Genomic DNA, 14315 nt, shown 5'->3' with positions numbered 1-14315 from the left:
GAAATCCTAAACGATGTCGAAGTCAAAGGTTCAAAACAGCGCCATTGTTGGTCTACGTCTTATGTTTTGAATATTCGATATTTGAAACTATTTAGGATTTCGACATTAGAGATTCGGACTTTAACGTCTGATGTATAACAAGAAACTGGTATTTGGAATCATTCTAATCTTCCTCTGAGTGGGCACTCTGCCGATCTGGTATGGTTGGCTTAACAGGAACGCAGAGGGAGCGCCGAAACTGGAGTTGCCGCCCGGCGGTCAGAAAGAGTGCGTGGAATCGACTCAGTACATGCGCACCAGCCACGTGGATCTGTTGAATGCCTGGAAAGAAACGGTTGTAAGGGACGGCAGAAGAACATACGTATCCTCGGCCGGAAAAGAATACGCGATGAGCCTCACAAATACGTGTCTAACCCAGTGCCATTCCAACAAGGCGAAGTTCTGCGACCGTTGCCACGACTACATGAACGTTCAGCCCTATTGCTGGGACTGTCACAACTTCCCTAAGGAGGCGCGCAAGTGAGCCTCAACAGGAGAAGCTTTTTAAGAATCGGGGGGCTGGTGATTGCCGGGTTCACGCTTAGGCCTGCATACGCCCTGCTCTCTGCTCCGACTGCGCCCTCGGCTGCATCCGCAAAGAAGAGATGGGCAATGCTTGTGGATCTTCATGCATCCGTGGATGATAAAGACCGGGCTGAGTGTATCGCGGCGTGCCACCGCATTCACAACGTGCCCTCATTCCAGGATCCAAAGCGGGAGATCAAATGGATATGGAATGCGCCGTTTGCGGAAGTCTTCCAGGAACAGGTGCGGCCGTTTACCAGGGACGATATCAAGCGCAGACCCGTGCTCGTTCTCTGCAACCACTGCGATAACCCTCCCTGCGTGTCTGTTTGCCCGACGAAGGCCACCTTCAAGAGGGAAGAGGATGGGATTGTCATGATGGACTACCACCGGTGTATCGGGTGCCGGTACTGCATGGCAGCCTGCCCCTATGGTGCGCGCAGCTTCAACTGGTCGGATCCGCGTCCCGCGATTCAGGCAATAAACGAGTCTTTTCCCACGAGGACCAGAGGAGTGGTGGAGAAGTGCAATTTCTGCGAGGAAAGGCTTGCCAAGGGACAGATACCGGCGTGCGTCGAGGCGTGTAAGGACAAAGGCCTTCACTTCGGTGATCTTAACAATCCTGCAGCAGAGATCAGGAGACTCCTCGAAGGACGATTCGTGCTCCAGAGGAAACCTTCCCTGGGTACAGGACCCAATGTTTACTATCTTATGTAAGGCGTTTAAGGTTTAAGGTTTGATGTCTGAGGTCTGGAGTCTGTTTGTATGATTGAGAAGGCGTTTTCTGGAAGCCGCAGTTACTGGAGTTGGTTGGCATTCCTCCTTGTGGTCATCGGAGTCGGTTTTCTCTCATATCTCCACCAATGGAACCTCGGGCTTTCAGTGACAGGCCTCAGCAGGAACGTCTCGTGGGGTCTCTACATCGCCAACTTCACCTTCTTCGTGGGTGTTGCTGCGTCAGCGGTGATGGTCGTACTGCCTTACTATCTCCATCACACCAGGGAATTCGGAAAGATGACTGTGCTTGGCGAATTCCTCGCCGTGGGCGCTGTGATAATGTCAGTCCTCTTTATCTTTGTGGACCTGGGCCAGCCTGCCCGTGTGTTGAATGTACTCCTCTATCCTTCGCCAAGATCTCTCCTTTTCTGGGACATGATCGTGCTTAATGGATACCTGTTCCTTAATCTGCTGATCGGCTGGGCATCACTGGACGCAGAACACAAAGGGGAACCACCTGTTCGATGGGCCAAGCCCCTGGTGTATGTCTCTATCCCCTGGGCAATAAGTATTCACACGGTCACCGCGTTCATCTACTCGGGTCTCGGAGCACGGCCATTCTGGCTGACCGCCCTTCTTGCGCCCCGTTTCCTCGCCTCAGCGTTCGCATCAGGGCCTGCACTTCTCATCATGATCAGCCTGATCCTTAAAAGATTTTCCGGTCTTGACGCCGGAAAGGAAGCCGTCCAGAAAGTGGCACAGATCGCTACCTATGCTCTCGCGATCACAATCTTCTTCCTGTTGGTTGAGCTGTTTACCGTCTTCTACAGCAGCGTGCCGGAGCATAAAGAGCATTTCGAGTATCTGCTCTTCGGCTTGTCCGGCCACTCCAGCCTGGTGCCGTGGACATGGAGTTCACTGACGCTGATCGGTATAGCATTTATCCTGCTTCTCAACCCTGCGACGAGAAAGAGAGAGCCCATACTCTTTGTCTCATGTCTCGCCGCCTTTGTGGCCATATGGATTGACAAGGGTCTCGGTCTGATAGTACCTGGATTTATTCCTTCTCCTCTGGGCGAGATCACGACCTATGTGCCCACACTACCCGAGACATTGATCACTGCCGGCATCTGGGCATGCGGCTTCCTCGTCATCAGTGTGCTGTATAAGGTCGTTGTGGGAGTGCGGAGCGAAAAATAGATGATGGACGACCGCGCTCCGCGCTCGGACGCGGGAAGCGGAAGACAGAATCTGAAAATAAGGAGGAAGCGATGGCTAAAGACCCGGGATTAGGAATCAAACTAAGGGCCGAAGTGGTGGGACTGAAGGGCACCTGCAATGCGGGACACAAAGTCGGCGATACGTTTGATGTCAACTGCTGGGATACGGCCGGTATGTGCGGCTGGCTTTATCATGCGCTCTTTCCCACCCTTAACGTGATGCAGTTCCAAGGGTCCTATCCGTGGGGCACTGATGAGACTCTCTTCAATTGCCCGGATAGTTACAATCTCCTGACCCTGAAAGTATCGCGTGTAAAGTAGCTTTTCCAACCCCGAGATAACAGCTTTTTTTCTTGACTTCTTCTGCCGGTCCAGTATGTAGTATGATTGTCTGACATTAGCACCGTCCGTCGGGCTACGGGCGTAGTACGGAGCTTTCTGGGGGGAATTAATGGCAAAGACAATTGAATATTTTGGTGAGGTCATCGGGACCGATGTGCTCGTGGTCGGCGGAGGACTCGCTGGCAACAATGCCGCGATAGGTGCTGCCGAGAAGGGAGCGAGGGTTCTCATTGCCGACAAGAGTTCCATAAACCGCTGTGGAGCCATAGCAGGCGGAGTGGACCACTTCATGGCGTATCTGGGGACCGATTCCTGGGACACCAGGGAAGCGTATCTGGAATGGGCGGGCAGAGTGGCGCGCGGAGCGGTCAACTTGAGCGTACAGAACGCCGTCTTCTGCCGGGAACTGGATGCAGCCGTCGAGCGCATGGACCGCATAGGCTGCACACTCAAACAGCAGGACGGCACGTACTACAGAACGACCTCCTTCGGCCTGCCGGGCCCCTACATGATCAATTTCAACGGCAAGCATCTGAAACCCCTGCTCGCCAGAGAGGCGAGACGCCTCGGTTGCAGGACGCTGGAGAAATGCGCTATCGCAGGGCTTCTCACCAGCGAAGATCAAGTGGTCGGCGCAGTCGGCTTCAATATCAGAACAGGCACCTTCTACATCATCAAGGCCAAATCGATCATTCTTGCTACCGGGAACACAAACCGGATATTCGAAAACCCCACAGGGATGCCTTTCAACACATGGCAATGCCCGGCGAATACCGGTGCTGCCCAGATGATGGCCTTTGAAGCAGGCGCCCAACTCGCCAATATGGAAATAGTCAGAATAACGCTGGTCCCAAGAGGTTTCAGCGCAGCCGGCCTCAACGCCTTGACAGGCATGGGAGGCAAGATCGTTAATGCTACAGGCGAGGAGTTCATGCTCAGGTACCACGCGCTGGGGAACAGGGCTCCACGATCGAAGCTGGTCGAAGGCGTAATGAAGGAGATTTCAGAAGGAAGAGGGCCGATATATGTCGACTGCCGCCACCTGCCGGATAAGGATATGACGCATTTGTACAAAACCCTCGGATACGACAAGGATACACTGCCCGATTTTATAGAACAGAAAGGAATAAACCTGAGAAAAGACATGCTGGAGCTCATGGCGTCTGAAGGCATGCAGGGCGGGCCTTCAGAAATCTGCTCAAGCGGCATCATGATAGACGAAGAAACCAAGTCAACGCTTCCGGGGTTGTTCGCGGCCGGAGACTGTGCCGACCAGATGCGGTGCACGCATATCTGCACCACCGGCGGTTATCTCTCCGGCAAAGTAGCTGCCGAATATTCCCGCGAGCTGAAGAGTAAACCTTTAGATATGTCCCAGATCAAAGAGTTGAAGCAGAGGACATTTGCGCCGCTATGCGGCTCCGGCGCCCTTTCGCATCGGAAGTTTGAGGACGCCATGCGCAAGATGCTCTGGCTGTATGCAGGTCCGGCAAGAAACGAGCATACGCTGAAGGTAGCGCTCGATAAACTGGAGCAACTGGAAAAACATTACGGCGAGATACGCGCGCAGGGTTACCACGAATTGATGCGTATCTCGGAAGGATACCAGATCCTGCAGGTCGGCAAGATGATGTGTCATGCTTCTCTCGCCCGCAAGGAGACGAGATTCAACGTGTACCATCACCGGACCGATTATCCTGAAACCAATCCTGCGTTCGACGGCCAGATCATTGTGCAGAAAAGCGGCAATGAGATAAAGACCTGGCTCAAGAAGCTTGACTATGACACTATGCCGGGAAAATGAGGAACTTTTTTTGACGCGATCGGAGCGAGCTTCGCTCGGAAAGCTGTTCGATGTGCCGATTTGGCTTCAAGATGGGGCCGAGGCGCTCCTGCCAGCGAAGTAAGAAGAATTAAGGAATTTTGCATGGCTATGTCAATTCGTATTCAGGATGGAGACCGAGGCGCTCCGAGGTGTGGGCTGCGAAGGCGTACCTGGTGGTACGTCGATGCAGAACAGGCCGAAGGGCAACGAAGGTATACGCCTGAAGACGAATTGACATCGGGCTTGAAGATGAATTGCGCTTAGGAGGGAATATGCCACCTGTGATTGATCTAAAAAAGTGCAAAGGCTGTGGCACGTGTGATTTACACTGCCCTCTGGATGTCATCCTGTTCAACAAGAAAACGAAGACGCCGATTGTCAAGTATCCGGATGAGTGCTGGCACTGCGGCTCCTGCCGGCTCGATTGCCCGGTTAAAGCGATAACAATCAAGTTCGGACCTGAGATGCTCTACGTGTAGGAGGCGCGGGTGAACCATGAGCGCGAAGCAGGCCGGATGGCAGGCCTGCAGGAAGCAGGACAGGCAGCAAACGTCTTCCAGCCTATCAAGCAGAAAAGGGCTTTCGACGAGGTCTCCGGCGAAATCAAGCGCCTCATATTCAAAGGCGTTCTGAAACCAGGCGACAGGCTGCCGTCGGAGACCGATCTGGCAAGCCGCTTCAAGGTGGGCCGCCAGACAATCCGCGAAGCGCTGCGGCTGCTTGAACTTTCAGGTTTTATCCGTATGCAGAAAGGTGGCGTCGGCGGACCTGTTGTCGTGGACACCATTTTGAACACGATCAGTAATTCCTTTCTCGACGCATTCCAGATGGGACGTATTACGATTGATGAACTGACCCTTGCCCGCCTCGCAATCGAAAAAATGGTGCTGGAAAGCCTCATGGAAAATAAACCGGATCAAGCGGATATAGAAGCCCTCAGGGAGAACGTCTCACAGGCCAGAGCAAGAATGGACAGCGGCACGCAGGCGTACGAGGAGAACACGCAATTCCATAAGCTGCTTGCGAGGGCCTCAAAGAATCATCTGTTCATCATTCTCGTCGAATCAATCATGACAGTGGTCGCCCATTTCCGCAGTATTCTCGACGCAGACCCGGAACTGACATCAAGAACCATCAATGCTCACGAACAAATTATCGACGCCCTGCTGAAGCACAACCGAAAGAAGGCACTGGTGGTGCTGGAAACACATCTTTTGGGGATAGGGGACCGTTTTAAGGAACTTGCCGACGGTACCAAAAGGGGTGCTGAAAGTGGCTGAACCAATGATACCGATTGTCAGAGGCTTGGATCTAACAGTCGAGCCAGAGCACAGTACTTATTCAGGAGGCAGAATCATGAAGAGGGTAAGATTTGTCCTGGGCATTCTATGTATGCTCGCAGCAGTAACCATTCCTTTTCCCGGCCCGGCGCAGGCTCAAGAGTTGATCTCGTTCATCACGCCGCCGGCCGGAGGCGGCGCCTACATAACCGGTGCGGGCATCGTGACGGTGACCAACAAGTACCTCACTGACCTGAAGCTGGTGCATGAGGCAGCATCAGGCACCATGGATATCGTGCGGCGCATGATGCAAAAGGAGAGCCAGAAAAAGGATGTCTTCGGTATATTCGGCGCCGTCGATGCGTGGCGCGCCTACAAGGGCGAAGGAGAATACGCAGGCAAGCCTTTCACCACCATACGGGGCGTTGTCTTTAACATGGGCACAGACCTTTACTTCGTCGTCCCTGCGAATTCCCCTATCAAATCCTATGCCGATGCGAAAGGTAAACGCATTGCCATGGGCGGCCCTGGAAGCACCGTGGCCAACACCGCTCATTTCCTCCTGGAACAGCACGGAGTTCAGAAAAAGGATTTCAAACCTTACTACTTCACCTACAAGGAGACAGTGGAAGGTTTTCAGGACGGGAGCCTCGACGGAGGCTTTCTTGCGGGCGGCTACCCAATCGCATCATACAGTGAACTGGCGTCACGGAACGCTGTGAGAATCGTTCCTGTTGAAGATAAGATGCTTAAGAAGATCACTACCGAGCACGCCTATTACTACGCCACGGTCGTTAAGGCTGGTTCCTACAAGGGTCTTGACAAAGACACACCGATCCTCGGTTTTGCAACTGCGGTCTGGACACACGCAGGTGTGAGCAACGACACCGTCTATAAAATTGTAAAAAATCTCTTCGATCACCGGCAGGACTACTACCAGATCCACGTGGCAACTAAAGACATGCAGCCTGAAACAGCGACCAAAGGTATTACTGTTCCTCTTCATCCGGGGGCTGAGAAATATTTCAAGGAACAAGGGTGGCTCAAAAAGTGAGCTAGGAGGCGTTGTTATGAAATGGCGCAACAGCTTGATCATGGTCTATTTCGCCTGTGTGCTGACAGTATGTAGCATGCCGTCCGCCGGCAGAGCAGCAGCCGAGCTTATACCCCTCTACACGCCTCCGGCGGGAGGCACCGCCTACGTGCTCGGCGCGGGCATCGTCACGGTTACGAACAAATATACGCAGGATACTCAGGTAGTGCACGAGGCGGCCACCGGGACGATGGAGATGGTGAGGCGCATGATGCAACGCGAGGCAATGAAGAAACCTGCGCTCGCAGTATTCGGAACGCCTGACGGCTGGAAGGCTTATAAGGGCGAGGCGGAGTACACAGGAAAACCTTTCACTACGTTGAGGGCTATTGTCTTCATCAATGCGTCTGATCAGTATCTGATCACGCTGGCATCATCCGGGATCAAGTCATTTTACGACGTCAAAGGCAAGCGCATAGGCATTGGAGGTCCGGGCAGTACTGTGGCTAACAGCGCCATGCTTTTTCTCGAACAGTTCGGCATAAGGAAGCAGGATTTCAAACCCTACTTCTATAATTACAAGGAAGTGGTGGAAGGCTTGCAGGATGGGAGCCTCGACGGTGGCTTCGTGGGCGGAGGCTACCCTATAGCCTCTTACAGCGAGCTTGCCGCACGCCAGAACGCAAGGATCGTTCCGGTGGATGAGAAGATTCTCGACAAGGTAGTTGCGGAACACCCGTACTATTACAAGACAGTCGTCAAAGCCAAATCGTACAGGGGCCTCGAACAGGACACGCCCATTTATGGCTTCGCAACCGCACTCTGGGCGCATTCCGGTATGAGCACCGAGTACGTCTACGCGCTCTTGAAAAACCTTTTTGACCACAAGGCCGATTATTACGCAATACATACGTCCGCAAAGGATATGACCCTCGAAAACGCACTGAAGGGTATCCCGGTGCCTCTTCATCCGGGCGCGGAGAAATACTACAGGGAAGTCGGAATACTAAAAAAATAGAAACAGGAGAAGCAATGAGTGATCCGAAGCAGGTTGGTATAGCCCCCAAGCAGACGAAACCTTGGACAAGCCGCCGTTACATGATTTTCGTGATAGCGGTGGCGATGGCCCTGTTCCACATGTGGACAGCGGGTGTTCGCCCTATGCCCGGCGTCCAGCAGCGCAGCATTCATCTCTCCTTCGCGCTTGCACTTATATTCTTGATGTTTCCTTTCAAGACAAAAGAGGACGAATCACAGGAAGCGAAGATCTCGGATGAATTTCGCACGCTGACGGTGCTGGACATAATTCTTGTCCTCTGCTCCTTTTTTATCGGCGTCTATGTCTTCATCGAGTGGGAAGCGCTCAGCTTTCGTACGGGCATGCCGAACTTCATGGACAACCTGTGCAGCACATTAGGCATTCTCCTGGTGTTGGAAGCAACGCGACGGACAATAGGGTGGTCTATTGTGATCATGGCCCTGATAGGATTCGCCTACCTGGGCTTCGGCACGTACCTCCCGTCGTATATCGCGCATACAGGCTTCACCTTTGATCAGGTTGTCAACTTCATGTTCTTCAGTACCGAAGGCATTCTCGGATTACCGTTGGGCGTTTCTTCGACCGTCATCATAGTCTTTATCATCTTCGGCTCTTTTCTGCTGATATCGGGTGCCGGTAATTTCTTCATAGACATGGGTCTTTCCGTGTTCGGTAAGTATCGCGGCGGACCGGCGAAGGCTGCGGTGGTAACAAGCTGCGGCTTCGGCATGATGACGGGGAGCCAGGTGGCCAATGTCACCGCGGTCGGCGTGCTCACCATCCCGCTTATGAAACGGGTGGGGTACCGGCCGATTGTAGCCGCGTCCGTTGAAGCTCTTGCGTCCACAGGCGGTATGCTCGTTCCTCCTGTCATGGGTGCAACAGCCTTCATCATACCCGAGATGATCGGAGGCACGTATTGGGACGTGTGCAAAGCTGCGCTCATCCCGGGACTTTTGTTTTATGTTTCGGTGTACATGATCGTGGAACTGCAGGCTGCCAAGTACGGCCTGGTTGGACTACCAAAATCTGAATTGCCGAGTTTCAGGCAGGCGCTTTTCAACCGCGGGTACATGCTCCTTCCTATTGCTGTTCTCATCTACTGCGTTGCGTGGCTGGGAATCTCCACGCAAAAGGCCGGCTTCTTCGCCATCGTCACATGCCTGGCTGCAAGCTGGCTTCGTCGCGAAACAAGGATGGGTGCGAAGAAAACCGTAAATGCGCTGGAACGCGGTGCCAAAGGGGCGCTCATCGTTGCCGCGTGCTGCGCCTCGGCAGGCCTTATTACCGGTACCATCAGCATGGCCGGGTTGGGCATGCGTTTTTCCGATATCCTCGTCCAGGTTTCAGGAGGCAGTATGTTCCTTCTGCTCTTCCTGACCATGATCGCATCCCTCATCCTCGGGCTTCCGCTCCCGCCGGTTACCTGCTATTTGATCCTTGCAGTACTGGCTGCACCGGCACTCGTCAAGGCAGGTGTCACACCTATGGCTGCCCATCTTTTCTGCTTCTTCTTCGGCGCTCTGGGAAACATCAGCCCACCCGTGGCACCCACTTCTTTTGCGGCTGCAGGGATTGCTGAGACAGACCCGGTCAAAACCACCAACCTGACGTTCCTCTATTCTTTGCCATCTTTTCTGGTACCGTACCTCTACATTTACTCGAATCAGCTTCTCCTGATGGGACCGCCTCTGTCCATCATCGGACCCGTTCTGTCTGCGTTCATCGGCCTCGCCTGCATGGCGATCATGTTCCACGGTTATCTGTTCCGCCCACTCTCCTGGAGCGAGAGAACACTTTATATGATAGCGGGCTTCTTCCTCGTGTATCCGCACTGGATCACTGATATTATCGGGTACGCCCTGATCGCCCTGCTGACCTCATGGCAGATTCCCGCAATAAAGGCGAACAAGGCAAAGAAGAGAGCGGCGGCCGCTTAGCATCCCATTTCGTTTCTCTGGGTCTTCACGTACAGAGAAACTACTACGAGGAGTAAGGAGACATAGCATGAAGATAATAGACGTGCACAACCATCTCTACCCCAAGCCCTGGATGGACTATCTCGAAGGGAGGAAAGGCTCCCCGACCATGAAGCGCACCGGTCCAACCAATTTTATTTTTTCCCATCAGGGAATGCGCCTTGCGACAGTCTCAAAGCCGGGCCATTATGATTGGGAGCCGCGCATCAAAGACATGGACAGCTACGGCATCGATGTCCAGATGGTGAGTTTGACCACACCGGGCGTGGAGCTGTTTCCGAGAGCCGATGGCGTCATGTGGGCAAAAAAAATAAACGATTACCTAGCCGAGGCATGCAGGAAATACAAAGGCCGTTTCTTTGCGCTCGCCACACTGCCCTATCAGGATGTCAAGGCATCAGTAAAAGAACTGGACAGGGCTTACCGGGAACTCGGGGTAAAAGGCGTCACTATCTTCTCCAACCTTGCAGGCAAGCCAATTTACTCGAAAGAATTCCTGCCCATTTACGAGGCAGCGGCAAGCCTCGACCTCCCCTTCTTCGTGCATCCTGCGCCGCCGCTAACCACAGACGCAATGAAAAAAGCTCGTATGCCTTTGCCCCTTTACGGCTTTATCCTCGACACGACCATGGCAGTTACCGGCCTCATCTTCGAAGGTGTCATAGAGCGATTCCCGAAATTAAAAGTCATCCATGCGCATCTCGGCGGAGTCTTTCCGTATATGGTGGGCAGAATCGACGACTGTTTCAACACGTACCAGAAGGATTTTGGCTATTCACTTTCAAAGCCGCCCTCCGAGTACTACAAGAAGAATGTCTGGGTCGATACGATCTCTTTCCACCTGCCCGCGATGAAATGTTGCATCGACTACATGGGCGTCGATCGCCTTCTCATCGGAACCGACTACGCCCATCCGATCGGGGGACCGGAAAGAGTCGCCAAATTTGTCAAAGCACTAAAACTGCCCAAAGACGACGTTGAGAAGATATTCTGGAAAAACGCAGCAAAGCTGTTCAAGCTGAAGGGAGTGTGAGAAAAAAACGTTACGAGTCGCACGTTGCGAGTTTCGAGTTTGAGACTCCTTCTTCCTGCTTTGAACGCTTGATCACCCGCAAACGGGTGCCCGGGATTTGTTTAGGATTTCGATATCAGGATTTCGAATTTGCTTCCAAGAAGCGGGCGCGTAGCTCTCTCATTGACATGCCTGCGATTTCGGAAATACTGGCATTACCTATTTCCTTGAGAATTTTCTGCCGCGTCTTGCGATCCCCTACCCTCTCTATCAGGAGCTTGCGTAGCCTGCCCACCTTTGTAACATAGCGCGCAAGGTCCTTCGGAAGCTGTCTCTCGATCTCCTGCCTGAGCCTGCGCGCAAGCATGGGTAGCATCCCGGACGTAGAAATTGCTACCAGGATGGGGTCGCGCCTCACGACAGCAGGCACTATAAAATCGCAAAGATCAGGACTATCCGCTACATTGACCGGTATTCTCTTATCCTTGGCGTCCCGGCTTACCCGCTTATTTGTGGCTTCATCGTTCGTGGCAGCAAAAGCGAGCGTCGCGCCTTCGAGGTCGGCTGGTTGGTAGGCCCTCACCTTAAGCTTGATTTTCTTCATTTCCCCTAGTGCACGGAGCCCCGTGCACGCGCTCGGGCTGACAACCCGTACGTTCGCTCCACATGTGAGCAGCGCCCGTACTTTCCGCTCCGCAACAGGGCCGCCGCCGATGACGACGCAGCAGCTTCCGCTAAGGTCAAGAAAGAGGGGGTAGTAGGGACTCGCCTTCAAGCGCACGCTCTCCTGGTGCTTACCGCAAATTCCAATATCTAATATCTAAATCCTAAACAATTTCAAATATCAAATATCCCAAACTGGGGAACGGGCCCGGTTGCACCTGAAATTTTGGTCATTCGCTCTTGTTTGGAATTTCGAAATCAGGATTTAGAATTTGTTTTGTCCTGATACATTATTGTGAGTGGAAGAGGTATGCGCAATCTGATCGCGCCTTCGTGCGGACAGGCCTCAACGCACGCATTGCAGTGCCAGCACTCATCTTTATAGGTGACCGCAGGGATTTCACCTATGACCGACCCGTAGAAAACATCGCTCGGACAGGCATCGGCGCATTTGCCGCAATGTTTGCATTTATCTTTGTTGATCACAGGCGGCATATCTTTACCCCGAATCCCAATATCTAGTGTCTAAATCCTAAACAATACCAACTATTCCAAAAAAGAGATGCTTCAGCCCCGGCGGCGTGATCTGGAATTTTGGAGTTTGGATATTGTTTAGGATTTCGATATTCGATATTAGATATTGGAATCGTCCTTCTTACCGCTTTCACTTCCGTATGGTTCTCCATTCCATCACAGGTTTGCCGTCCACCTTCTTCACGACCAGCAGTTTTTCGAGGAGCGGATTGGTGAAGGGATAGTCCACCCTGTTATGTTTCCCCCGCGTCTCCTTTCGCTCGCTCGCCGCCAGGAACGTAAGCTCTCCGATTTCGATGAGGTTAAGCACCTCCAGAGCGCGGGTCAGCTCGTGAGGGTTACAGGCCATCATGCTCCCGTAGGCCTTCTGTCGTAGCTTCAGCAACGCACGATATCCCGCCTCAAGGAAGGTTGCGGAGCGCACCGGTCCTGCATAATCCCACATGAGCTGCTGAAGTAACGTGTTTGCTTCCTGCCAATCAGGCCCGTCCCGTCTCTGTCTCAGCGAGCTGACAAGGCCCTTCATTCCATCAACGGACGACCCTATGGCATCATCCCCTATGTGTCCGCGCCCTTTTATGTAGGTTGCTGCGCTCTCTCCTGCGATCCATCCAAAGACCGCTGCGCCGGAGATACCACCGAAAAACTCGTCGCCCGCAGCGTACAGCCCTGGTAAGGAAGCTTCCGCCCGTTCATTGTAAAGAATGCCGCCTCTCGGGAATAGTTCGTACTCATACGTAGTGAACTCCACCGGGTTCTTCCTGATATCAATCCCTTCCTCATCCAGGTTATTGAGCAGCGGCGCATTGGCCTCATGCCTGAGCCAATAGAGCATGTACTCCAGGCCTTCGTCTGAAAGCCCGTTGCAATCCATGTAGATCGGTCCCCTGCCGGACTTCTTGTAATCGATAAATATATCCTGGTACACATCGACCACGGGGTCACCGTATTTGTTGTTGGGCTTATCAACAAAGGGCCCCACCGGTCTGCCCGCTGGATCTCTCAGGACACCTGCCCACGTGGCTTTACCGGCTTTCGCCATATATTTGGGGCCGCACCTGAGCATCGGTACTTCTATGCTCGCCAGCTCTGCCCCCGCCCTGTAGGCCATGGCTCTGCCGTCTCCCACCGACGTGGGAGAGAGGCGCGTATTGAACATTCTCGCAGGCGTCGAGGCCGGGTAAAGGCGCATCACAGAACCGGTGCTCATAATAACCGCCTTTGCCTTTACGACAATAACCTCGTCCTCGCGTGTGTTGACCCCTACAGCGCCGCCGATCAGCCCATGTGAACGTAGCAACTCGAAGCACATGATCCTGTTAAGAATCTTGGCGCCACGTTTTTCGGCCTCTCTTGTCAGAATCTTCTTCTGCTCCTTGCCGGCGTAATGGAGATGGGTGAGCACGTCGCCGGGGAATCCGTGGCCTGCAAACTCGTACGCGCCGTTGTACTTCATGGGAATGCCCCATTGATCCCACAGCTTGACAACTTCGTACGATCTCTCGAACCAGGTCCGGATGAAAGTGCGCGGCCTCAAGCCCCCCTGCTGACCTCGCTGAAAGTCGGCGAGTATGGGTTCGATGTCGGGACCGTGGACCTCCGGGATGTAGCACATGAAATGATCGTTGCCCATGCCGCCGGAGCCGCTGTAGAGCACATTCGACTTCTCCGCAACGATCACCTCCGCGCCACCATCGGCCGCGCGTATGGCCCCCATAAGTCCCGCTATCCCGCCGCCGATGCAGAGCACGTCCGTCTCGATGTGGCGCTCTTTGAATTCGATCTTACCCATGACAAACCATACTAATCGGAGCAGCTCTGGGTTGTCAAGCGAAACGTGCTCCAGCGAGAGGTGTGTACAATGGCTGCTACAACCATTTTTCTTGACAACCTTTTGTAACTAGGGTACTTAATTTTGTACAATGAGGAACGAGGTTTCTGGTGGTGACCGGTCTAATAATATCGCGCGAGGAGGTTGAACATGGCCGACAAGCAGGGCATTGATTGGACGACGTTGTGGAAAAAAGATGATTGGATGTCCGTCTGGATCGGTTTCATTATCATTATCGTCTTCATTGCCGGTCTGACGTTCAAGCTCCCGAGCTGG

13 protein-coding genes are annotated in these 14315 nt (G+C 53.3%); 11 read left to right on the top strand and 2 right to left on the bottom strand.

All coding sequences use genetic code 11. The annotated features are described in order from the left end of the window. Positions 1 to 178 precede the first annotated feature (178 nt). The 11 genes from dsrJ to VMT71_04470 all read left to right on the top strand — a co-directional run bounded on the left by dsrJ (position 179) and on the right by VMT71_04470 (position 11032). On the top strand, positions 179 to 523 hold the full coding sequence (dsrJ, locus tag VMT71_04520) for a sulfate reduction electron transfer complex DsrMKJOP subunit DsrJ (protein HVN23209.1): 345 nt from the start codon (positions 179 to 181) through the stop codon (positions 521 to 523). Next, positions 520 to 1281 (top strand): 4Fe-4S dicluster domain-containing protein, encoded by a 762-nt coding sequence (locus VMT71_04515; protein ID HVN23208.1) that lies wholly within the window; start codon positions 520 to 522, stop codon positions 1279 to 1281. The genes dsrJ and VMT71_04515 overlap by 4 nt, the downstream gene beginning before the upstream one ends. A gap of 48 nt (positions 1282 to 1329) precedes the next feature. Continuing rightward, entirely contained in the window at positions 1330 to 2481 is a 1152-nt protein-coding gene (gene nrfD, locus VMT71_04510; GenBank protein HVN23207.1) for an NrfD/PsrC family molybdoenzyme membrane anchor subunit, read from the top strand. A 71-nt stretch (positions 2482 to 2552) separates the two neighbouring features. Beyond that, on the top strand, positions 2553 to 2822 hold the full coding sequence (locus tag VMT71_04505) for a TIGR04076 family protein (GenBank protein HVN23206.1): 270 nt from the start codon (positions 2553 to 2555) through the stop codon (positions 2820 to 2822). A gap of 130 nt (positions 2823 to 2952) precedes the next feature. Further along, complete coding sequence (locus VMT71_04500) at positions 2953 to 4647, top strand: FAD-binding protein (protein HVN23205.1); 1695 nt, start codon at positions 2953 to 2955, stop codon at positions 4645 to 4647. Positions 4648 to 4940: 293 nt separating this feature from the next. Beyond that, positions 4941 to 5147, top strand: a complete 207-nt coding sequence (locus tag VMT71_04495; GenBank protein HVN23204.1) for a ferredoxin family protein — start codon at positions 4941 to 4943, stop codon at positions 5145 to 5147. Positions 5148 to 5156: 9 nt separating this feature from the next. Beyond that, on the top strand, positions 5157 to 5948 hold the full coding sequence (locus VMT71_04490) for an FCD domain-containing protein (GenBank protein ID HVN23203.1): 792 nt from the start codon (positions 5157 to 5159) through the stop codon (positions 5946 to 5948). A 76-nt stretch (positions 5949 to 6024) separates the two neighbouring features. Further along, positions 6025 to 7002 carry a TAXI family TRAP transporter solute-binding subunit gene (locus VMT71_04485; GenBank protein HVN23202.1) on the top strand — a complete coding sequence of 326 codons (978 nt, stop codon included), beginning with the start codon at positions 6025 to 6027 and terminating at the stop codon, positions 7000 to 7002. A 16-nt stretch (positions 7003 to 7018) separates the two neighbouring features. Next, positions 7019 to 7999: a TAXI family TRAP transporter solute-binding subunit gene (locus VMT71_04480; GenBank protein HVN23201.1), complete on the top strand. Its 981-nt coding sequence runs from the start codon at positions 7019 to 7021 to the stop codon at positions 7997 to 7999. A gap of 14 nt (positions 8000 to 8013) precedes the next feature. Further along, on the top strand, positions 8014 to 9960 hold the full coding sequence (locus VMT71_04475; GenBank protein ID HVN23200.1) for a TRAP transporter permease: 1947 nt from the start codon (positions 8014 to 8016) through the stop codon (positions 9958 to 9960). 67 nt (positions 9961 to 10027) lie between these two features. Continuing rightward, positions 10028 to 11032, top strand: a complete 1005-nt coding sequence (locus VMT71_04470) for an amidohydrolase family protein (protein ID HVN23199.1) — start codon at positions 10028 to 10030, stop codon at positions 11030 to 11032. 115 nt (positions 11033 to 11147) lie between these two features. On the opposite strand, the gene VMT71_04465 is transcribed toward VMT71_04470, so the two are convergent. Together VMT71_04465 and VMT71_04460 are read right to left on the bottom strand one after the other, a co-directional pair. Then, on the bottom strand, positions 11148 to 11786 hold the full coding sequence (locus tag VMT71_04465) for a bifunctional precorrin-2 dehydrogenase/sirohydrochlorin ferrochelatase (protein HVN23198.1): 639 nt from the start codon (positions 11784 to 11786) through the stop codon (positions 11148 to 11150). A gap of 552 nt (positions 11787 to 12338) precedes the next feature. Beyond that, entirely contained in the window at positions 12339 to 14000 is a 1662-nt protein-coding gene (locus VMT71_04460) for an FAD-binding protein (GenBank protein ID HVN23197.1), read from the bottom strand. Positions 14001 to 14315: the final 315 nt, after the last annotated feature.

This window comes from Syntrophorhabdales bacterium, from assembly GCA_035541455.1.
Classification (GTDB): Bacteria; Desulfobacterota; Syntrophorhabdia; order Syntrophorhabdales; family WCHB1-27; genus JADGQN01.
Note: the sequence above shows the minus strand (reverse complement) of the source record. Positions and strands in the feature narration are given on the sequence as shown.

Bases quoted from the DNA above. Each gene is read 5' to 3' on its own strand.
- nrfD (HVN23207.1), top strand. From the start codon at position 1,330: ATGATTGAGAAGGCGTTTTCTGGAAGCCGCAGTTACTGGAGTTGGTTG.
- VMT71_04505 (HVN23206.1), top strand. From the start codon at position 2,553: ATGGCTAAAGACCCGGGATTAGGAATCAAACTAAGGGCCGAAGTGGTG.
- VMT71_04500 (HVN23205.1), top strand. From the start codon at position 2,953: ATGGCAAAGACAATTGAATATTTTGGTGAGGTCATCGGGACCGATGTG.
- VMT71_04495 (HVN23204.1), top strand. From the start codon at position 4,941: ATGCCACCTGTGATTGATCTAAAAAAGTGCAAAGGCTGTGGCACGTGT.
- VMT71_04485 (HVN23202.1), top strand. From the start codon at position 6,025: ATGAAGAGGGTAAGATTTGTCCTGGGCATTCTATGTATGCTCGCAGCA.
- VMT71_04480 (HVN23201.1), top strand. From the start codon at position 7,019: ATGAAATGGCGCAACAGCTTGATCATGGTCTATTTCGCCTGTGTGCTG.
- VMT71_04475 (HVN23200.1), top strand. From the start codon at position 8,014: ATGAGTGATCCGAAGCAGGTTGGTATAGCCCCCAAGCAGACGAAACCT.
- VMT71_04470 (HVN23199.1), top strand. From the start codon at position 10,028: ATGAAGATAATAGACGTGCACAACCATCTCTACCCCAAGCCCTGGATG.
- VMT71_04460 (HVN23197.1), bottom strand. From the start codon at position 14,000: ATGGGTAAGATCGAATTCAAAGAGCGCCACATCGAGACGGACGTGCTC.